Origin of the sequence: Citrobacter sp. RHBSTW-01013, from assembly GCF_013781985.1 — a bacterium.
GTDB classification, from domain to species: Bacteria; Pseudomonadota; Gammaproteobacteria; order Enterobacterales; family Enterobacteriaceae; genus Citrobacter; species Citrobacter braakii.
Genome location: NZ_CP056185.1, coordinates 1,283,833 through 1,305,666 on the forward strand (window position 1 = coordinate 1,283,833; position 21,834 = coordinate 1,305,666).

At 53.8% G+C, this 21,834-nt stretch carries 13 protein-coding genes; 6 read left to right on the forward strand and 7 right to left on the reverse strand.

The genetic code is table 11. The annotated features are described in order from the left end of the window. Positions 1–23: 23 nt before the first annotated feature. Together HV350_RS06165 and smpB are read right to left on the reverse strand one after the other, a co-directional pair. Entirely contained in the window at positions 24–11,258 is an 11,235-nt protein-coding gene (locus HV350_RS06165; RefSeq protein WP_181630019.1) for a BapA/Bap/LapF family large adhesin, read from the reverse strand. Between the two features lie 581 nt (positions 11,259–11,839). Then, the gene (smpB, locus tag HV350_RS06170; RefSeq protein WP_003031211.1) at positions 11,840–12,322 is read right to left on the reverse strand and encodes an SsrA-binding protein SmpB; all 483 of its coding nucleotides are present in this window, start codon (positions 12,320–12,322) and stop codon (positions 11,840–11,842) included. 154 nt (positions 12,323–12,476) lie between these two features. Between smpB and ratA the strand changes: the two genes are divergently transcribed. Both ratA and HV350_RS06180 read left to right on the forward strand, forming a co-directional pair. Next, a complete protein-coding gene (gene ratA / locus HV350_RS06175; protein ID WP_003031213.1) occupies positions 12,477–12,920 on the forward strand; it encodes a type II toxin-antitoxin system toxin RatA in 444 nt (147 codons plus the stop codon). Beyond that, on the forward strand, positions 12,904–13,200 hold the full coding sequence (locus tag HV350_RS06180) for an RnfH family protein (protein ID WP_003839823.1): 297 nt from the start codon (positions 12,904–12,906) through the stop codon (positions 13,198–13,200). Before ratA ends, HV350_RS06180 begins: the two co-directional genes overlap by 17 nt. Positions 13,201–13,250: 50 nt before the next feature. Here the strand turns inward: HV350_RS06180 and bamE are convergent, their stop codons facing one another. The 3 genes from bamE to nadK form a co-directional block, all read right to left on the reverse strand. Beyond that, entirely contained in the window at positions 13,251–13,595 is a 345-nt protein-coding gene (gene bamE / locus HV350_RS06185; RefSeq protein WP_003826401.1) for an outer membrane protein assembly factor BamE, read from the reverse strand. Positions 13,596–13,744: 149 nt separating this feature from the next. Next, complete coding sequence (recN, locus tag HV350_RS06190; protein ID WP_016157188.1) at positions 13,745–15,406, reverse strand: DNA repair protein RecN; 1,662 nt, start codon at positions 15,404–15,406, stop codon at positions 13,745–13,747. Between the two features lie 85 nt (positions 15,407–15,491). Continuing rightward, positions 15,492–16,370 carry an NAD(+) kinase gene (gene nadK / locus HV350_RS06195; RefSeq protein ID WP_016154073.1) on the reverse strand — a complete coding sequence of 293 codons (879 nt, stop codon included), beginning with the start codon at positions 16,368–16,370 and terminating at the stop codon, positions 15,492–15,494. Between the two features lie 122 nt (positions 16,371–16,492). Here nadK and grpE point away from each other — a divergent pair, with 122 nt between their 5' ends. Beyond that, on the forward strand, positions 16,493–17,086 hold the full coding sequence (gene grpE / locus HV350_RS06200) for a nucleotide exchange factor GrpE (protein WP_003031221.1): 594 nt from the start codon (positions 16,493–16,495) through the stop codon (positions 17,084–17,086). A 50-nt stretch (positions 17,087–17,136) separates the two neighbouring features. Here the strand turns inward: grpE and HV350_RS06205 are convergent, their stop codons facing one another. Next, positions 17,137–18,426 (reverse strand): HlyC/CorC family transporter, encoded by a 1,290-nt coding sequence (locus HV350_RS06205; protein WP_181630021.1) that lies wholly within the window; start codon positions 18,424–18,426, stop codon positions 17,137–17,139. A gap of 18 nt (positions 18,427–18,444) precedes the next feature. Then, positions 18,445–19,236, reverse strand: a complete 792-nt coding sequence (locus HV350_RS06210) for an inner membrane protein YpjD (RefSeq protein WP_003031224.1) — start codon at positions 19,234–19,236, stop codon at positions 18,445–18,447. A gap of 165 nt (positions 19,237–19,401) precedes the next feature. On the opposite strand from HV350_RS06210, the gene ffh reads away from it, so the two are divergent. The 3 genes from ffh (at position 19,402) to rimM (ending at position 21,832) form a co-directional block, all read left to right on the forward strand. Further along, positions 19,402–20,763 (forward strand): signal recognition particle protein, encoded by a 1,362-nt coding sequence (gene ffh / locus HV350_RS06215; RefSeq protein WP_003031226.1) that lies wholly within the window; start codon positions 19,402–19,404, stop codon positions 20,761–20,763. A 253-nt stretch (positions 20,764–21,016) separates the two neighbouring features. Further along, positions 21,017–21,265, forward strand: a complete 249-nt coding sequence (gene rpsP / locus HV350_RS06220) for a 30S ribosomal protein S16 (protein ID WP_003031228.1) — start codon at positions 21,017–21,019, stop codon at positions 21,263–21,265. Positions 21,266–21,283: 18 nt separating this feature from the next. Beyond that, a complete protein-coding gene (rimM, locus tag HV350_RS06225; protein ID WP_181630636.1) occupies positions 21,284–21,832 on the forward strand; it encodes a ribosome maturation factor RimM in 549 nt (182 codons plus the stop codon). Positions 21,833–21,834 lie beyond the last annotated feature (2 nt).

Genomic DNA, 21,834 nt, shown 5'->3' on the forward strand with positions numbered 1-21,834 from the left:
CGCTTTAACGTTATGCGTTAGCTTCAGGGCACAATGTGATTTTGTTGCACCAGCTCATCGAGCGTGGTGTGTACGTTCTCCAGCGTTATGAGATTGGTTGAGTGCCAGGTGTTGCCGGTACCGTCGCGGTCGATGGCAATCACCGTGTTGTTACCGTTGGTGGTCACGGTGAGGTAGTTGCCGAGCGTAGCGTTCTGCCCGTTCCAGCCCACCAGCAGGTCGCCGATATCGATTTTGTCACCCTGGGCCAGCGAGAAGTTGGTCCAGGTATCGGTAGGTCCAACGCCAACATTGCCAACGTTACCACCGGTAGCATCGTTGGCGTTGAGCAGGTGATAAATCAGCGTATCGCCGTAGACACTGCCGGTAAAACGATCGGCATCTACGGTGCTTACAACCTGCGGATTCATGTTGATGGTCAACGTAGCGGTATCGGTATGCCCATTCTGATCGTTTAGGGTGTAAGTAAATGTCTCTTTGGTGAGGATGGTGGAAAGTGAGACATCGCTGTTGAGGGCGTAGGTGTAATGACCATCAATGCCAATGGTCAGTTTGCCGTACAGTCCGTTAATGATGGCGCTGGTCGTGCTGCTCAGCGGATCCAGCGTGGCGGTGCTACCGCCCGTGCCGTTCACCGTCAGCAAGGTATGCACGCTGGTAATATGGTCCCCGTCATAAATGTTGCCGGCGACGCTGTTCGCTGTGGAAGTCTCGAAGTTTTGCAGGTCGATTATCGTGCCTTTCACGCTAGGGGTGATGGTGATATTCCCCAGCCCTAAAGCCCCGACGCTGCCAGTGTAGTCGAGTCGATAGTTACCGGGGTGCAACATGATCCCCAGGGCAATATCGATATTGCCGCCAATGAGCAATCCACCGTTGAATGAGTTACTGGCAACCTTAACGTTGTTGCTGTCATACAGCGCCCAGGTGACGGTCAGTCCGCCCAGCGTCAGACCTGAAGCAACGTTAAAATGCAGTATGGCGTTTTGCACCGCCGTTCCCGTCGCGACCTCAATGACGCCAGTGCCATTTTGTGAGGTGGGAGAAAGGAGTTGGGCGTTCCAACTGGCGTTCCCGACGCTGTTGTCAGCAAACAATCTGGAGGTGTCCGCCTGCGTGGTGACCGCCATCGTGCTGCTGACGTCATTTACGGCGTCCAGCGGCTGCGGCGTTGGTTTGATATTCAGCGAGGCGCTGCCGGTATCGCCGTTTGGTGCTCTGACCTTATACACGAAGCTGTCTGGGGTGTTGATACCGTCTGCACCCAGTCCGCTTCTTAGCGTGTAGGTGTAGTTCCCCTTCGCATCGATAGTCAGCGTGCCGTACTGTCCATTAATAGTGGTAGTGCCCGTCCCGTTAACGACAATACCGTTTACTTCGGTGATAACGGTATTGGCCGGAGCTGAGTCGTTGACCAGCAGATTGCCATTGGTTGTCGCACTCAGGCTGTCGACGGCGTAGGTGTGATCGGCCTGAATATTCAGGGTATAGCTGGTCAGCAGCGTCAGGCCGCCGGAGGCGTTAAGCAGGAACAGATAATCGCCACCTGGTAGCGTAATGGTATACGCTGAAGAACTTCCGCCCAGTAGGGCAGTGACCCAGTTTGGCTGTACCCGGTACTGCTCATACTGCTGAATTGACTCGTTGAAGCGATAAACATAGAGATCGAAGCCGCCAAGCGTCACGCCGAGAACATTCGCCTGTACGGTCAGCGTGCGGGTTGCGCCATCGTCAACGTTGAACTTAATCGGGTTAGTCAGACCGTTGACCAGACTGACGTCCAGCACATTGCCGAGTCCGACGCTGGCGAGCGTGAAGCCGGTTTGTTGTGATGGCAAGTGGTCAACCGCGATGACCTGCGTTCCGTAAGTCAGCACTGCTGCATCGTCTGCCGCGGTTACCGTGCTGGTGGTTGGAGCCTGACCGAGCGTTACCACCAGTTTTGCCGAGGAGTGATCGCTGCCATGCGTCAGCGTGTAGGTGAAGCTTTCGGAGCGCCCATACACCGAGATTGACGTATTGGTCAGGGTATAGGTGTAGCTACCGTTCTGATTGATATGCAGGATGCCGTATTTCCCCTGCACATCAATGCCGCCCGCCGGGATATTCACGACGTTGCCGTTACCGTCGGTGATGGAGGTGACCAACGTGCCGGAAGGCGCATTATCCTGCCCGTTGGCGGGATCGGTATCCGTAATGATGTTCCCGGATTCCGTGGTACCGCCGATGATGGTCCCTGCGCTGGCTTTCACCACCGAGACATCAAGGCTGGTGTATGCGCCGGTCGCCAGCAGGTTGGTGTTGTAGCTGACCACGCGGTAATCACCACCAGTCAGTCCGCCGTAATTGAGCGTTACGCCCGAGGCACCCAGGGTGAGCAGGCTGGCGAAGTCTGGTTTCCCGGTATCCACCACCGTTACCCAGGCATTCAGCCCGGTGTCAAAGCGCTGGATAACGACTTCAAGCGTGTTTAACAGCGACAGCACCACGCCGGTCGCGGCGGCATTGATCGTAATGGACCCGCTGCCGCCAGAAGCGATGCTGAAATTAACGCTTGCCGTATCGTTCCCCAGCACGTTGGCGACATTCCCCAACGCATTAACCAGCAGGAAACCATAATCGCTTTGATGATCGGTGCTGACGATAACATCGGTTTGCAGCGGCAGACTGGTGACGTTGTCTTCAGCCAGCAGTGGCAATACCGGTGCGATAGCGCTTGTCGGCGATGAGGTATTGCCCGCCGCATCGGTCGCCGTGGCGGACAGCGACTGGCCTTCAATTTGGCGAACCGGCAGGTTGACGCTGTAGACACCGCTGCTGTTGGCGATTGCCGTCACGCTGGTGCCGCCGGGCAGGGAGATAGTGACCGTGCTTCCCGCTTCGGCGACGCCGCTGACGGTGCCGCCATCGGCGCTGATCAGTATCGTTGGCGCGGTCGGTGGCGTGGTGTCCACAATCACGCTGAACGAGCTGGACAATCCGCTTGCGCCGTTGGCGTTTGTTGCAGTGGCGGTAAACGCGTGGTTACCTTCGCTGAGCGCCCCGGATGGGGTAAAGCTCCAGATCCCGTTACCGTCTGCGGTTGTGGTGCCCATGAGCACACCGTTGTTGTACAGGCTGACGATGGCGTTAGCCTGCGCCGTTCCGCTGAGCGTTGGCAGCGTATCATTGGTTGTTTTACCGGGGGCGACGGGCCCCGTGATCGTACCGACGTCATCAAGTACGCTGGCAATAACTGGTACAGGCGGTACGCCGGTAAACGGTGCCAGAACGTTACCCGCCGTGCCGATGTTGCCTGCGGCATCCTGGGCGCTGACCTGCAGCGTTTGCCCACTGATTTGCGGTGGGTTCAGCGTGAAGGTGAAATTACCGGAGGCGTTGGCGGTTGCCGTGCCGAGCACCGTTCCACCGCTGGAGGTAATAATGACCGTGCTGTTTGGCTCGGCAACGCCGGTGAGCGTGGTACCGTTGGCGTTTACCGCCAGCCCTGTAGGAATGCCCGGGGCGACGGTATCGACCACGATCGCTGCCGCAGACGATATGCCACTGGTATTACCCGCACTGTCCGTTGCGGTGATGGTAAAGGAGTGGGTACCTTGTGCCAGCGCGGTGGTTGGGGTGTAACTCCAGTTACCGCTGCCGTCCGCCGTCACGCTGATGACAAAGCTGCCGTTATCGTAAATATCGACCCGCGCGTTGGCTTCTGTGGTGCCGTTTAACGTTGGGCGTGCATCGTTGGTTGGCTGATTAGCGCCAATCGCCCCGGTGTTTGGCCCGACGTCGTCAATAATGCTGCTGATTGAAGGCCGCGTCGGCGCCGTGGTGTCGACCACCACGCTAAAGCCTGCCGTCGCACTGCTGGTGTTGCCCGCCGCATCAGTCGCGGTGACGGTGAAGGTGTGCGATCCATTCGTCAGCGGCGTAGTTGGGGTAAACGACCAACTGTTATTACTTTGCACCAGCGCCGTACCCAGCAGGGTGCTTCCATCATAGATGCTGACGGTGCTGCCTGCCTCGGCGGTACCGTTCAGCGTCGGGCGCGCATCGTTGGTCAGTTGTCCGTTGTTGAGCGCCGCATTGAACACGCCGCCTGCGATATCATCCACCACTGAGACCAGCAGCGGGGAGGATGGCGCAATGGTGTCGACATTAATAATAAACCCGCCGGAGGTGGGACTTACGTTTCCGGCGGCATCGGTGGCGATAGCGGTAAACACATGCTGACCGTTACCCAGCGCGGCAGGCAGATATTCCCAGGTGCCGTCTATCGCCGCAGTTACCGTTGCCAGCAGCGTGCTATTATCGTAAATGGCTACCCGGGCACCGGCTTCCGCCGAGCCGTTGAGTACGGGACGGGTGTCGTTGGTAAAGGCCCCGCTCGACAGCGTTCCGGTTCCCGGCTGCACGTCATCAAAAGCCTGGATAATCGTTGGCGCAAGCGGGGCGACGGTATCAACAACGATGTTAAATCCAGCGGACGTGAGGCTGACGTTTCCGGCAGCGTCGGTGGCTGTCACCGTCAGCGCGTGGTTACCGTTGCCAAGCTCGGTTCCTGGCGTGAAGCTCCAGGCGCCCGTGCCATCCGCTGAGGTAAAGCCGATAAACGATCCGTTATCGTAAACTCTTACCGTGGCATTGGCTTCAGCCGTGCCGCTAAGCGTCGGGAGTGGATCGTTCGTGGCCTGACCGTTGTTCAGATTACCGATCAGCGGGCCGACATCATCTGCAACCTGAGTAATCGCTGGCGTACCAGGCAACACGGTATCCACGATAAGCGTGAAGCTATTGGATGGCTGGCTGGTATTACCGGCGCTGTCGGTGGCGGTGACGGTCAGCGTATGCGGGCCGTTACTGAGTGCATCCGTTGGGGTTAAGCTCCAGGTGCCGTTTGCCCCAACGGTGGTGGTGCCGATGGGCTGACCATCGCTCAGGACGGTAATGGTCGCGCCAATTTCACCGGTGCCGCTCAGGGCCGGACGGGATTCATTCGTGGTCTGCCCGTTGGTTATCGGGCCTGTTGTCGGTGCGGTGCTGTCCTGAACTGAGCTGATGACCGGGATTGACGGGGCAACTGAGTCCAGCTCAATAGTAAACGATGATGATACTCCGCCGGAGTTACCTGCCTGATCGGTGGCAACGGTGGTGAATATATGTTGTCCCTGTCCCAGTGGTGCATCCGGTGTGAAGCGCCAGTTGCCTGACTCGTCCACCTGCGCTGTACCGATGGCGACGCCATTATCACGGATCGTGATGATGGTACCGATCTCGCCTTTGCCGTTCAGCGTAGGCTGCGCATCGTTTGTCAGTTGTCCGTTGGTCAGCGCTGTATTGCCAGGCTGATCGTCAATTACGGAGGTAATGGTCGGTGCCGCTGGCGGCAGCGTGTCGACGACAACCACAAACGGTGGCGTTGCCGGGCTGATATTGCCCGCGCCATCTGTGACGGTGGCAGTCAGCGAGTGGCTGCCTTCACCGAGGGCAGGCGCAGGCGTAAAGCTCCAGTTGCCGTTTTCATCGCTGATGGTTGTGCCAATGACCGCCCCGTTATCGCGGATGGTAACAAGCGAATCCGCCTCGGTAACGCCAGCAAGCGTTGGAGTATTATCGTTGGTCAACTGCCCGGAGGTCAGGGTCTGAATCGCACCAACGTTGTCCGTGACTGTCACAATAGAGGGGGCATTCGGCACCAGGGTATCGACAATGATCTGGAAATCACCGGATGGATCTCCCTGGTTGCCTGCGGCATCTGTTGCGCGAGCGGTAAAGATATGGTCGCCTTCTCCCAGCGGAGCGGTCGGGGTAAAACTCCAGAATCCGTTGCTGTTTACTGTGGTAGTGGCATAAGCGATGCCATTATCGTAAAGGGTGATGGTTGCCCCCGCTTCGCCGGTTCCGTTAAACGTCGGGCGTGAATCGTTGGTAATTTGCCCTTTATCCAACGATCCGGTGCCGGGGGCAATATCGTCAATAATGCTGGTGATAGTTGGCACCTGCGGGGGCGTGGTGTCGATGGTGATTGCGTAGTTGGGTGACAGACCACTTGGGGTACCGCCCACGGTTTGTGAAACCGTGAAGTTATAGGTTATGCCGTTAGTCAGCGCAGTGGGTAGCTGATAACTCCATGCGCCAGACACGGCATCGGCGGTTACCGTGGCGATGGATGCGCCATTTTGATAGATAGTCACCGATGCCCCTGCAGTGGCGGTCCCTTGCAGCAGCGGTAAGGTGTCGTTGGTGGTTTTACCGTTGCCAATCACCCCCATGATGGGCGCGATGTCATCAACGATCTCAAGAGTCGGTGGATGCGGAACGCTGGAGGTAGCGGCGTTAAACGTTGTCGGATCACTTTGATTTCCGGCGGTATCCTGAGCGATGGCGTTGAGCGCCTGACCGGTTGTTTGCGCTGGCGAAATGGTGACAGCAAAGTTACCAGAACCGTCTGCCACCCCCTGGCCGAGAATGGTGTTACCGCTGCGAATAATCACGGTGCTGCCGGCGTCGGCCGTACCGCTTACCAGCGTCCCGTTAGGATCTACGCTGGTAACCGTAGGCGTTGCAGGCGGCAGGGTATCGACAATCACAGTCAGCGGGTTATCTGCAGCCAGTGAGTTACCTGCGGCATCCACTGCGCCGAACGTCAGTGTGTGAGTGACGTTCGGCGTGAGGGGAACATCCACACTCCAGGTGCCGTTAGCAGCAACCGTAGCCGTAGCAATTGCGACGGGATTATTGCCATCGAAAATTAACACTGTACTGCCCGGTGTGCCGGTCCCGCTGAGGGTCGGGGTGGTATCGTCCGTAACGCTGCCACTGGTTAGCGAACCGGTAAAGATTCCAACGTTATCCTGGATATCCGTTACCTGCGGCAACGTCAGCTTCGTGTTGTTAACCGTAAACGAAATGCTGTTTGAATTGCTGCTGATGTTACCTGCCGGATCGGTTGCGGTGGCGCTTAACGTGTAGCTTCCGTTCGCCAGCGCAGTCCCTGGCGTAATACTCCAGGTTCCACCAGCCACCGTTGTAGTACCGATCACCGTCCCCCCGTTATACAGGGTGATGGTATCCCCGTCTGTGCCAGTACCGCGAATGGTTGGCGTGGTGTCATCAGTCACGGCATCTGGCGCAAGGTCGCCCGTGGCGTCACCGACATTATCGTTGGCGGCGATAATCACCGGAGGTGCAGATGGCGTCGTGTCGATGTTCAGTGTTATGGCGTTAGATGGCTGGCTGACGTTGCCTGCTGGATCGGTTGCGGTGAGAGTTACCTGATAACTACCAGGAACAACCGGTGCTGACGGAGTGAAGCTCCAGGTACCGTCTGCACCTACTGTTGCTGTTCCCTGCAATGGGGGAGTACCAGCAAGATAGAGGGTAATCAGATCCCCGACGTTCCCCGTGCCGCTAAAGGTTGGCGTGGTGTCATTGGTGTTGCCATTAGTGACCACTCCCGTTACCGGAGCCACATCGTCGGTAATGATTGGCGCGGCTGGTTGTGCGGGAGGCGTATTGTCTACTGTCAGAGTAAAGCTTGCCGACGGGATCCCCGTGTTGCCTGCAACGTCAGTCGCCGTGGCGGTGAATTTATGCGGCCCGTCGGCGAGTGAGGTTGGGGTAAATGTCCAGATGCCGTCTGGCTGTACGGTGACGGTGCCAATAGAACCGCCATTATCATAAATCGTAATCTTCGCGCCGGGCTCGCCGGTTCCGGAGAGTTCGGGATTCGAGCTCTTGGTACTGCTGCCGTTACTCAGCGTTTGTAGATTTGTCCCAATAAGACCTTCTGCAGAGCTGATAACCGGGGCAACTGGTGGGGTGGTATCAATCGTCAGCGTAAAGTTCCCGGCATTGCTGGCGTTGCCTGCAGCGTCCGTGGCGATAGCAGATAAATTGTGTGCGCCTTCACTGAGCGGTTGGCTGAGTTGAATACTCCAGGTGCCGGCGGGTAAAACCGTTGTGCTGCCAATTGGCGTGGAACCCTCATAGAGGGTGATTGTAGAACCGGCTATTCCGGTTCCTTTCAGCTCTGGTAAGGTATCGTTTGAACGGCTTCCGGAAGGCAGATCGATCGGCGCATTCCCAACGTCGTCGGTGGCGCTCACAATAACGGGCGCTGCGGGTGCCAGGGTATCAACGGTCACGATGACAGGGTTGGGGGAAGTGACGACGTTCCCGGCGGCATCCGTTGCGGTCACCGTAAAACGGTGAGTGCCTTCGGCGAGGGCCTCATCGGTTGTAACGTTATGGCTCCAGGTGCCTGTTCTGTCGATAAAAAAGGCTGCCATTTGCAGACCATTATCATACAGCGTCACCAGCGAACCGGGTTCACCGGTTCCTGAGATTGTTGGCGTTTTGTCGTTGGTGAATCCGTTGTTCGCGACGTTGCCCGTAATGCTGCCAACATCATCGTTAACCAACGTTATCACTGGAACGGTTGGGGCGATGCTATCGACAATAATTTTCCAACTGGCGGCGCTGCTGGTGTTGTTGGCAGCGTCTGTTGCCGTCACCGTAAATACGTGCGCGCCCTGGCTTAGTGCTGCGGTGGGCGTATAGTTCCAGTTACCGTTGTTATCAGCGTTAACGGTCGCAAGCAGGGTGCCATTATCATAAATTTTGACCCGCGAACCTGCTTCGGCGATGCCTTCAATTTTCGGTTTATCGTCGTTGGTTAACCCATTGTTATTGATGGGGCCAGTGAAATCGTCAACATCATCAGTAACGGCAATAATAACTGGCTGGTTTGGTGCAGTGATATCCGGAGCCAACGCGGAGGTAGGCTGACTCTCGTTATTGCTGCTGTCCGTTGCTGTGACGTTTACCGTTTCGCCGTTCTTTTGCGACGGCGCTATAGACACGGTGAAATTGCCGCCGCTGTCAGCCTGGCCTATGCCAATCGGGTTACCGTTGCTGTCTTTAACGGTGACGGTGCTTCCCGCTTCAGCATGTCCGCTTACAGAACCGCCGTCTCCGGCGACGGTGACGCCGGTTGGCGCATCAGGTGCCGTGGTGTCCGGTGCGGTGACAGAGGCGTTGTCGCCCTTGTTACCTGCGGTGTCGGTCGCATTTGCCGTAAGGGTCTCGCCGTTGGTTTGCGGCGGAACCAGCGTTGCGGTGAAATCCCCATCCGTATCAGCAGTTGCCGTACCAATGATATTGCCATCTGGATCCAGAATATTGACCGTACTGTTGGGTTCGGCCTTGCCGGTGACCTGGTCGCCAGTGCCATTAACTAGCAGGTTTGTTGGGGGCTGTGGCGCGGTAATGTCTGGTGCAAGCGCCGTTTCTGGCAGGCTTGGGTTTCCTGCCGGATCGGTTGCGATGGCTTCAATGGTTTCGCCATTGGTCTGTGGTGGGTTAATGGTGATGGTAAATGAGCCGTCCGTTCCGGCGACGCCGCTGCCGATCTGAGTTCCGCCACTGCCGGTGATAACCACGGTATTGCCCGGCTCGGCCGTCCCGGTAACAACAGTGCCATCGGCAGATACGTTCAGATCGTCCGGCGCTGACGGTGGTTGTGTGTCGATGCTGATATTGAACGCTGGTGACATGCCTCCTGTACCTGACTGGTTTGTCGCGGTGGCGCTGAAGGCGTGTAGCTCATCTGATAACGGGGAGCTGGAAGTCCATGTCCAGTTACCGTTACCGTCAGCCAGTACGCTGTCGATAATTGTGCCGTTGTCGTAAATAGTCACCGTGCTGTTGGCGTCGGCAGTGCCAGAGAGCGTGGGGGTATTATCGTTGGTGGCCTGATTATTGCTCAATGGTCCGGTTGAGGGGGCAAAATCATCCATTATGCTGACGATAACAGGCACGCCCGGGTAGCCAGAGTTGGTGGCATTGAAAGAGGTATCTGGCCCGATGTTGCCTGCCTGGTCCTGAATTTTCGCGATCAGCGCTTCACCGTGCGTCTGTGAGGGCGAAATCGCGATGACGAAATTGCCGGTTTGACCGACCGTTGTTGAACCCAAAACCTGATTATTACTGCCGATGATAATGACCAGGCTTCCCGCCTCAGCGCGACCAGTTACCTCGGTACCTTCTGGATTAACGGAGGAAATGACTGCGGCTGCAGGTGGGGTGGTATCAACGGTGAATGTCGGCACGCGCGTTTCCGCGCTCACGTTACCCGCGGCGTCAGTTTGCGTCAGCGTCAGATTGTGAACACCATCGCTGAGCGGAATGTCCGGTGTAAATGTCCAGTTACCATTGCTATCTACAGTTTGCATACCAATCAGGATGCCATTGTCATAGATGTTGATGGTACTGCCTACTTCGCCAGTGCCCTTGAGCGTCGGCGTGGCATCGTCGGTTACGCCGTTATTGGCGATAAGGCCGGTAATGGAACCGACATTGTCGGTTTCGTGAGTGACCACGGGGGCGTCGGGGGCAAGCGAATCGACAATAATTTCCCAACTGTCCGACATGCCACTGCTGCCCGTACCGTCTGAAGCGCTGACGGTAAACTGGTGCGTGCCGTCTGCCAGAGGAGAGGATGGCGTAAACGACCAGTTGCCGTTGGCATCGATTGTCACCTGGCCTATTTCGACGCCGTTATCAAAAATATGTAATGTGGCATTCGCGGGGCCGGTGCCCTGGAGTGTCGGCGTATTATCGTTGGTGGATTCCTGCTGGTTGACAGGGCCAGTAATCAGCTCCTGGTTATCGATTATGCTGGTGATAACGGGGACGTCTGGCCTGTTAGGGGTTGTCGTTGGCGGTGTGCCGCCATCACCGTCACCGTCACCGTCACCGTTACCGTTACCTTCGCCGTTGCCGCCGCTACCATTGCCGTTCCCGGCATTACCGTTTCCAGCGTTATTATCACTCCCACCGCCACCGCCGCCACCACCACCCGCAGCGAGGCCAATCCCGCCAGCGACAGCGATCCCGCCAAGAACCCACGGCCAGACGGCGCCGCCTTCATGACTGCCTTCGGCCGTCATCAGCGGTGTGAGATCGTCCAGGTGCTGGAAATGGAATGCTCCGTCAGTATCCTGAACCCACCACAGTGCGCCATTACTGTCCTCCAGAACAAGTTGGTTTTGCGCTTCACCTTTTCCGAGGTAGAAATTTTTAATAGTGATGGTTTCACCTGAGCGGAGTGTGACAACCAGATCCTGATTAACGCGCGTGAGTTGACTCACCTCCTCACGCGACACAGACAGTTTCACGATAGAAGGTGAACTGAGCGTAACTTCAGAGGCTTCAACATTTGTGGAAACGCCAGTTAATTTTGATACAACGGCGAGTAGACGCATATGTTCACTCCTGATGGCATGCCGGGAGTATTAATCCGCAACAGCGCGCTGGGAAAATGAGCAGACAGGGGCTCCGTTCATCATAAAGATGAATTTACACATGTAATTTCATTGATTAGGTCACATAGATGTTAGTTTATTGATTAAATACGTCTGGGCCCTTTCGGCTGAATAGTTCTTTCGTATTAGATGATATAGTCAGAAAGAAAGTATTCTGCAACTTATCCATATTAAAAAAGTAATTAGTCATTTGAAAAGGATACTTTCCAGTTTGCTTTTAACGGTTGTTTTCATGGCAACTAATTGTATTTAAATGATTTTGTTTTTATTGAAATGAATGTCAATATAATAAACAATAGTAATAATAGTGTTATTAAATAAATGGAAATATGAATGCTATGGTCTTGAACTTTTATATTATTGGACTATAGACCGCAACGGTAATGACAGGGGGTTTATTTCATATCTGAACGATTCAGCATAAATAAACTATAAACTCGGTGAATGTATTGTGTGGGTTTCGATAACTAAAAAATAAGAACCAGTCTCAGGAGGAGAGACTGGTCACAGGGGAGTAGCATTTAGCGGCCAGCATTTTTCATGATACGCGCTTTATCTAACTGCCATTCGCGTTCTTTCACATCAGAGCGCTTGTCGTGCTGTTTCTTACCTTTCGCAACGCCAATTTTCACTTTGCACCAGGCATTCTTCCAGTATAACGAAAGCGCAACGACGGTATAACCATCACGATTCATACGACCATACAGGGAGTCGAGTTCACGCTGGTTTAACAACAGTTTACGGGTTCGGGTGGGGTCGCATACCACGTGTGTTGAGGCCACCGCCATCGGCGTGAAGTTGGCGCCAAACAGGAACGCTTCGCCGTCTTTGAGTATGACATAGCTGTCGCCGATGTTGGCTTTACCCGCGCGCAGGGATTTGACTTCCCAACCTTGCAGGGCGAGTCCTGCTTCGAACTCTTCTTCAATAAAGTATTCGTGTCGTGCGCGCTTGTTTAGCGCGATTGTGGCTGAGCCAGGTTTGTGTGCTTTTTTCTTCGTCATAATGCCGCTCAGTATAGGTAATCTGGAATCGAAAAACACCCCATTTCATCCAGCGGGGCGCAAGGCGCTATCTTAGCACGAGTTAGGCTATAGCGTTTTTTTTAGCGGGTGATAAATGGTATTATTTGTGTGATTGATATTGATGGGAATTGTTATGCCTCAGATTAGCCGGACCGCTTTAGTACCCTACAGTGCGGAACAGATGTATCAGCTAGTGAATGATGTTAAGTCCTATCCTCAGTTTTTGCCGGGTTGCACCGGCAGTCGCGTACTGGAGTCGACTCCGGGACAAATGACGGCCGCTGTGGATGTCTCGAAAGCAGGGATCAGCAAAACGTTCACCACGCGCAATCAACTGACCAGTAATCAGAGCATTCTGATGCATCTGGTCGATGGGCCGTTCAAGAAACTGATTGGCGGTTGGAAGTTTACGCCACTGAGTCATGAAGCGTGTCGTATTGAATTTCACCTCGATTTTGAGTTCACCAATAAGTTAATCGAGCTGGCGTTTGGCCGTATCTTTAAAGAACTGGCTTCAAATATGGTGCAGGCCTTCACGGTTCGCGCGAAAGAGGTTTACAGTGTCAGCGTCGGCTAAAATTGTCGTTGAAGTGGCGTACGCGCTACCCGAGAAACAGTATTTACAGCGCGTAACGCTGCAGCAGGGCGCAACGGTGGAAGAGGCTATCCGCGCTTCCGGGCTGCTGGAATTACGTACCGATATCGATCTCAGTAAAAATAAAGTGGGTATCTACAGCCGTCCGGTAAAGCTTGCTGATGTTCTGCATGACGGCGATCGGGTGGAAATTTACCGGCCACTGATTGCGGACCCAAAAGAGCTGCGCAGACAGCGAGCAGAGAAATCCGCTAAAAAGTAACAGACAATAAAAAAGGTGCTCATTGAGCACCTTTTTTTGATCTCTCAAACCTACTTGTTATCGGTCAAAGCGGGTTTGTTATCAATGTTGGTCAATACGCCGCTGCTGTTAAAGGTCAGCGTCAGCGTTTGCTGGGTTACGCCTTCATGTCCAGGTTGCTGACGGAACACATAAAACCAGGTGTTAGTGCCAAAAGGATCGGACATCATTGGTGTACCCAGAGCATAAGCAACCTGCTGTTGCGTCATACCCGTGCGCACTTTAGCGACATCGGTAGGTGTCAGATAATTTCCCTGGTTGATGTCAGGGCGGTAAACCACTCGCTCCAGAGTGGAACAGCCTGCAGTCAACATCAGTAGTACTGCTGCAGCAGCAGTCAGCGTTTTACAGCGCATAGTGATTTGATTCCTTTTCGGGCCCGAGCAGTACGCGGCTCATATGTAATATGCCGATGATAATAGACCTTTCACCACTTTAAAACCTTTTGCTGTCGGGTCGGTCGGCGATTTTATGTTGAACTCAGACCTTCACAAGGTAAAAAAGTTTATGCCGCCAGCAGTTCTTTTGCATTTGCGAGGGTATTGCGCGTCACTTCGCTACCGCCAAGTAGACGGGCTAATTCCTGCAGGCGAGCGCGTTTATCAAGCGGCTGCATGTGTGTTTCCGTCATCGCGCCATCTGTTTCTTTGCTGACATAGAAATGTTGATGACCACAGCCCGCAACCTGCGGCAGGTGAGTAACACACATTACCTGTGTTGACTCGCCCAACTGTCGCAACATTTTACCCACTACCGCAGCCGTCGGGCCGCTGATACCAACATCCACCTCATCGAAAATTAGCGCAGGCGTTTCCATCTTACGTGCTGTAATGACCTGAATAGCCAGCGCAATACGTGACAGTTCCCCGCCGGAAGCGACTTTCGCAATTGGCTGTAACGGCTGACCTGGATTAGTGGTTACTTTAAACTCCACGCGATCGGCACCGTCTGCGCTCAGATGGTGCTCCTCAAATTTCACATCAATGCAAAAGACACCGTGCGGCATCGAGAGAGCATGCATGCTCTCTGTAATAAGTTGTCCCAGTTCCTGCGCATAATGCTGACGCTGTTGGTGCAGCATTTTTGCCGTTTCCAGCGCCTGCTGGTGGTGATTGTTCACCGCCAGGGTTAAGGTTTCGAGCGAGTCGGCCTGATCGTCCAGTTGCTGTTGTTCATCCAGCAGCGACTGATAGAACTGTGGCAGCACTTCAGGGGCAACATGATGCTTACGCGCCAACGAGATTTGCCTGGAGATACGCTGTTCGAGTTCGAACAAGCGGTTAGGGTCTAAATCCAGACGATCGCAATAGTGGCGCAGCTCGTCGCTGGCTTCGCTGAGCTGGATGGTGGCCTCTTCCAGCATATCCAGAATACCTGAAAGTTTGCCGTCCATGCCTGCCAGTTCAGTGACCAGGTGTTTTGCGGTGTACAGTTGGCTTTGCAGATTGATATCTTCACCATCTGCCAGGATAGCCAGCGCCTGTTGGCTGGTGGTGAGCAATTGCCCACTGTTAGCCAGGCGCTTGTACTCTTCATCAATTTGCTCAAACTCACCCGGCTGGGGATTGAATTCGTTCAGTTCCTTTAACTGGTATTGCAACAATTCCGCCCGGGCTGCGCGTTCCAGGCTTTGTTGCTGATGATGCGCCAGGTCACGGCAACTTTGGTGCCATAGTTGGTAGCGCGCAGCCATTTCCTGGGTCAGAGACGCTTCATTGGCGTAACCATCAAGCAGGGATTTTTGGTGTTCTGATTTTGTCAGGAGCTGATGCGCATGCTGGCCATGGATTTGAATAAGTAACTGACCCAGCTCGCGCAACTGCGATAACGGAACGGCGGTTCCGTTAATAAACCCACGGGAGCGGCCATCGCTGCTGATAACGCGACGCAGCAAACACTCACGGCCTTCCTCAAGCTGGTTCTCTTCCAGCCAGCGCAGGGCTGCGGGGGTATCTTTTAAGGCAAAACGGGCGCAGAGGTCGGCTCGCATGGCGCCTGCACGCACCATGTCTGCGTCTGCGCGTCCGCCCAGACACAAACCGAGAGCATCAATGGCAATGGACTTACCCGCACCGGTCTCACCGGTGATAACGGTCATTCCGTTCTGGAAATCGATCTCAAGTTCACGAACGATAGCAAAATTGCTGATGGTCAGTTGTGCCAACATAGCTGTTTTCCTGTATGAAAAACCATAACTGTGATTTCATACAGTATAAACTGGTTTTTTATACAGTAAAGAGGTTGGCGTTAAATTAGAATAATTTTTTTGACCAACCAAGCTTAGTGCTTAATGTGTTGAAATAGCTGTAATCTTTTGGATGTATCAGGTTCAGATGATAATCACAGCGGCGAATCAATACGTCTTCACCTTCCTGTATAGGTAGGGCGATTTGGCTGTCACAGCTGATCTCCAGATCGTTACGGCGATGGGAAAAGCGCAGGCGAATGGTGCTGCTACTGTTGATCACCAGCGGTCGCGCGGAAAGCGTATGCGGAAACATGGGTACCAGCGTAATGGCATCCAGAGAAGGCGTCAGAATTGGGCCTCCGGCAGAGAGCGAGTAGGCGGTAGAGCCGGTCGGCGTGGAGATAATCAGCCCATCTGAACGTTGGGAGAAGGCAAAAATTTCATCGATATAGACTTCAAATTCAATCATGTGCGCCACTTTCCCGGGGTGCAGCACAACTTCATTGATGGCAGTGCTAATGCGCTTCTGGCAATCCTGTTGACACACCTGAGCTTCGAGTAAAAAGCGCTTTTCGCTGATGTAGTGGCCTTCCAGCACGTCAGCTAACTGTTGTTGGGCATTGTCTGGGTCAAGGTCGGTCAAAAAACCAAGGTTGCCGCGGTTAATGCCAATTACCTTGATGTCATAACGTGCCAGGGTGCGTGCGGCGCCCAGCATATTGCCGTCGCCGCCGACTACCACGGCGAGGTCTGCCTGTTGGCCAATCTCTGCGAGCGTGCCGGTTTTCACATTTTTCAGCTGCAGTTCGTGGGCGATTTGTTGCTCAACGATAACCTCATAACCTTTGGTGCACAGCCAACGGTAGAGCATTTCATGTGTGGTCAGTGCAGTGGGGTGACGTGGATGCCCCACAATGCCAATACACTTGAAATGTTTGTTCATTTTCTCGAGGTCCTTGTAACGAAGATTAGTGACAATGTGAGTACTTCCCTTGAATCCCTGAATCTGATCCCCATAATAAGCCAAGTTAGCGAGATGAATGCGAAAAAAACGCGGAGAAATTCATGAGTAGTAAAGAACAGAAAACGCCTGAGGGGCAAGCCCCGGAAGAAATTATCATGGATCAGCACGAAGAAGTTGAGGCGGTTGAATCAGACGCTTCTGCTGAGCAGGTGGATCCGCGCGATGAAAAAATTGCGAATCTGGAAGCTCAGCTTGCTGAGGCCGAAACTCGCGAGCGCGACAGCGTGTTGCGTATCAAAGCGGAAATGGAAAACCTGCGTCGTCGTACCGAACTGGACGTAGAAAAAGCGCATAAGTTTGCGCTGGAAAAATTCGTCAACGAACTGCTGCCGGTGCTGGATAGCCTGGACCGCGCGCTGGAAGTGGCGGACAAAGATAATGACGCTATGGCGGCGATGGTTGAAGGTATTGAGCTGACCCGTAAGTCAATGCTGGATGTCGTGGCGAAGTTTGGTGTACAGGTGGTTGCGGATATCGATGTGCCGATGGACCCGAACGTGCACCAGGCAATTGCAATGGTAGAGTCTGACGACGTTGCTGCCGGTAATGTGCTGATGGTAATGCAGAAAGGCTATACCCTGAACGGACGTACCATCCGCGCCGCGATGGTCTCTGTGGCGAAAGCCAAAGGCTAATCAGCCTTCAGGCCGGGTAATGCTCACGCGCTACCCGGCCTGAATTACTCTCACTGGTCCGACACGCTTTCCCGTAGCGGTTTGACCGGCAATACCTGCACCTGTTTAATCATATTGTCCTGCACGTCGAGAATATTGATATCGTACTGTCCAATGCGCACACGCGTGCCGGCAACCGGGATCTCTTCCAGTGCTTCAAGAATAATACCATTCACGGTACGTGCATCATCTTCCGGCAGGTGCCAGTTAAACGCCTTATTGATTTCACGAACGTTAGCGCTGCCGTCAATGATCACCGAGCCATCATTCTGCGGCGTTACCTCTTCGGCAAGCGTGGGTGACATTGAGGTGGTGAAGTCGCCGACAATCTCTTCCAGAATATCTTCGACCGTGACCAGCCCCTGAATATCGCCATATTCATTAACAACCAGACCCACTTTCTTCTTGTTTCGCTGAAACTTAATGAGCTGGGTGCTGAGAGGCGTACCTTCCGGGACGTAATAAATTTCGTCGGCGGCACGTAACATGGTCTCTTTGGTGAACTCTTTTTTCTCTGCCATCAATCGCCAGGCTTCACGTACGCGCAGCATACTGATGGCGTCGTCCAGCGAGTCGCGGTACAGCACAATACGACCATGTGGAGAGTGCGAAAGCTGACGCACGATTGACTTCCAGTCATCGTTAATATCAATGCCGATGATTTCGTTACGCGGGATCATGATGTCATCGACGCTGACTTTTTCCAGATCCAGCACTGACAGCAGCATATCCTGGTTACGGCGTGAGATTTGCGAGCGCGATTCATTCACCAGCGTTCGCAGTTCATCTTTACTCAGCGAACCGCTCACCACGATATCCGTTTTGATGCCCATCATGCGCATAAGTAGCCGCGTGATGGTGTTGAGTAGCCACACCAACGGCATCATCAGAATCTGCAGTGGAGCCAGCAGTACACTGCTCGGATAGGCGACTTTTTCTGGATACAGCGCGGCAATAGTTTTGGGCAGTACTTCGGCAAAAACCAGCACGACAAACGTCAGTACCCCAGTGGCAATGGCGACACCCGCATCGCCATACAGGCGCATACCGACAATGGTGCCGAGCGCGGAGGCCAGAATATTCACCAGATTATTACCGATGAGCACCAGGCTTATGAGGCGATCCGGCTTACGAAGTAGCTTTTCAACGCGTTTTGCCTGACGATTCCCCTGCTTGGCTCGATGACGTAGACGATAGCGATTCAGGGTCATCATTCCGGTTTCAGAACCGGAAAAATAGGCGGAAATGACCACCATGATGAGAAGCGTGACAATGAGCGTGGTGGTGGAGATGTGTTCCACGTAGGGTTCCTTAAAGATTTAACTCACGAACTGCTGCAGGATACGACTGCCGAAATAGGCCAGCGTTAGAATGCCTGCGCCTGCGACGTTAAACCATACGACGCGACGTCCGCGCCAGCCTTCATGGTAATGCCCCCACAACAGAACGATATAGACAAACCATGCCACGATAGAGAGAACGGCTTTATCAATGTTCTCGGTACTGAACAGGTTATGCATGTAAAACAGGCCTGTGCACAGGGTGAGCGTCAGCAGAACCACGCCAATTTGGGTGATATGAAACATTTTCCGCTCAATACTCATTAGCGGCGGCATCTCATTGCTGAAGGCCAGTTTTTTATTTTTCAACTGGTAGTCGATCCATGCCAGTTGCAGCGCATACAGTGCGGCGATAATCAGCGTGGCGTAAGCGAATAGCGATAGCCCGATGTGAATCATCATGCCCGGCGTAGCTTCGAGATGGGTGATGAACTCGTTCGGCATAAACGTGGCGAAGGCCAGGTTGATCAGCGCAAAGGCGTAGACAATGGGCAGCAATAGCCAGCCACGATTGCGGGAAGCGACGATAGTCATTACCGTACAGATCATCAGGCTAACCAGTGAGCCGACGTTCAACAGACTCAGGTTTTGTCCGCTTTCACCGCCGGGCAGAATTCGCGCTTCCAGGGCGATAGCATGACTTACCAGCGCGACAACCGCAGAGAGAATAGCCATACGCCGCCAGCCGCTGTTTTTTTGCAGCAGAGCGGGAATAATCAGCGCGAGGCTGACTGAGTAGGCGACAAGGGCGAGCAGAGCAAAAACGGGCATATAGGTGTCGACAGTTGGCCAGTGATAAAGAAAAGCAGTATAGCGTTACGTGACCGCTGCTCCAACCGTTGCATAACAACAAAGGCGGCTTCATGTTATACTGCGACAAATTTCTGTTGATGTGTCGCTGTCGCGACCGACCGTTTCCACCCCAGGCGAGAGACAATGTTTGATAATTTAACCGATCGTTTGTCGCGCACGCTGCGCAATATCAGTGGCCGTGGACGCCTTACTGAAGACAACGTTAAAGAGACGCTGCGCGAAGTGCGCATGGCGCTGCTGGAGGCTGACGTAGCGCTGCCGGTAGTGCGTGAGTTTATCAATCGCGTAAAAGAGAAAGCGGTTGGTCATGAAGTTAACAAAAGCCTGACGCCGGGTCAGGAGTTCGTCAAGATTGTCCGTAATGAACTGGTTGCGGCAATGGGCGAAGAAAACCAGACCCTGAATCTGGCTGCACAGCCGCCAGCCGTTGTGCTGATGGCTGGTCTGCAGGGGGCGGGTAAAACGACCAGCGTCGGTAAGCTGGGGAAATTCCTGCGTGAGAAGCACAAGAAGAAAGTGCTGGTGGTCTCCGCGGACGTTTATCGCCCGGCGGCGATAAAACAGCTGGAAACGCTGGCCGAGCAGGTCGGTGTGGACTTCTTCCCGTCGGATGTCGGCCAGAAGCCGGTCGATATCGTTAACGCCGCGCTGAAAGAAGCCAAACTCAAATTCTACGACGTGCTGCTGGTGGATACCGCCGGTCGCCTGCACGTTGATGAAGCGATGATGGACGAAATCAAACAGGTCCACGCTTCTATTAAGCCGGTTGAAACGCTGTTTGTGGTCGATGCCATGACCGGTCAGGATGCCGCGAATACCGCAAAAGCCTTCAACGAAGCGCTGCCGTTAACCGGTGTCGTGCTGACCAAAGTTGATGGTGATGCTCGTGGTGGTGCGGCGCTCTCTATTCGTCATATCACCGGCAAGCCGATTAAATTCCTCGGCGTCGGCGAGAAAACCGAAGCGCTGGAGCCGTTCCACCCGGATCGTATTGCTTCGCGTATTCTCGGCATGGGTGACGTGCTGTCGCTGATCGAAGATATCGAAAGCAAGGTTGACCGCGCGCAGGCAGAGAAATTAGCCAGCAAGCTGAAAAAAGGCGACGGCTTCGATCTCAACGATTTCCTTGAGCAGCTCAACCAGATGAAAAACATGGGCGGCATGGCAAGCCTGATGGGCAAGCTGCCTGGCATGGGGCAGATCCCAGACAACGTGAAATCGCAGATGGACGATAAAGTGCTGGTGCGTATGGAAGCCATCATCAACTCGATGACGATGAAAGAACGCGCTAAGCCGGAAATCATCAAAGGTTCCCGTAAACGCCGTATTGCTGCCGGCTGCGGTATGCAGGTACAGGACGTAAACCGCCTTCTGAAACAGTTCGACGACATGCAGCGCATGATGAAGAAAATGAAGAAAGGCGGTATGGCGAAGATGATGCGTGGCATGAAGGGTATGATGCCGCCAGGCTTCCCTGGTAGATAAATATATCGGGCTACCTAATTTGCCTTTTTGACGTCGGGGTGGGCTCGAAATGCTCACGTACTGCATGTACGTTCCGCTTTCTGCGCGCACACCGACGCCAAACTGGCTGCAATGGTAACGCCCTGGTATAAAGCCTCATCACATGTTGATTGCTTTTTTCCCAGAAATCAGTAAAATTTTCGGGCTTTTAATATGACACCCGGGCTCCGTTCCTCGATGGGGCCTGGGTGTTTTATTCACACAAGAGGATGTTATGGTTACTATTCGTTTAGCTCGTCACGGCGCTAAAAAGCGTCCGTTCTACCAGGTTGTTGTTACCGACAGCCGTAATGCACGCAACGGTCGCTTCATCGAGCGCGTTGGCTTCTTTAACCCAATCGCTAGCGAAAAAGAAGAAGGCACTCGCCTGGATCTGGATCGCATCGCTCACTGGGTTGGCCAGGGCGCGACTATTTCTGATCGCGTAGCTACGCTGATCAAAGCAGCAAACAAAGCAGCTTAATCTGTCACGGTGGTCATGATGAGCAAGCAACTCGCCGTGCAGGCTCCTGTGGAACCCATCGTTTTGGGGAAAATGGGGTCTTCTTACGGTATCCGTGGTTGGCTCAGAGTGTTTTCTTCCACTGAAGACGCCGAAAGCATTTTTGACTATCAGCCTTGGTTTATCCAGAAGGCGGGTCAGTGGCAGCAAGTACAGCTGGAAAGCTGGAAGCACCACAATCAGGATCTGATCATCAAGCTGAAAGGCGTTGACGATCGTGATTCGGCGAATCTACTGACTAATTGCGAAATTGTCGTGGATTCCTCGCAGTTGCCAGCGCTGGAAGATGGTTCCTACTACTGGAAAGACCTTATGGGCTGCCAGGTAGTGACCACTGAAGGTTACGATCTCGGTAAAGTCGTCGATATGATGGAAACCGGTTCGAATGACGTCATTGTCATTAAGGCAAACCTGAAAGATGCGTTTGGTATCAAGGAACGTCTTGTACCGTTCCTCGATGGGCAGGTTATCAAGAAAGTCGATCTCGCTACTCGTACTATCGAAGTAGATTGGGATCCTGGTTTTTAAAC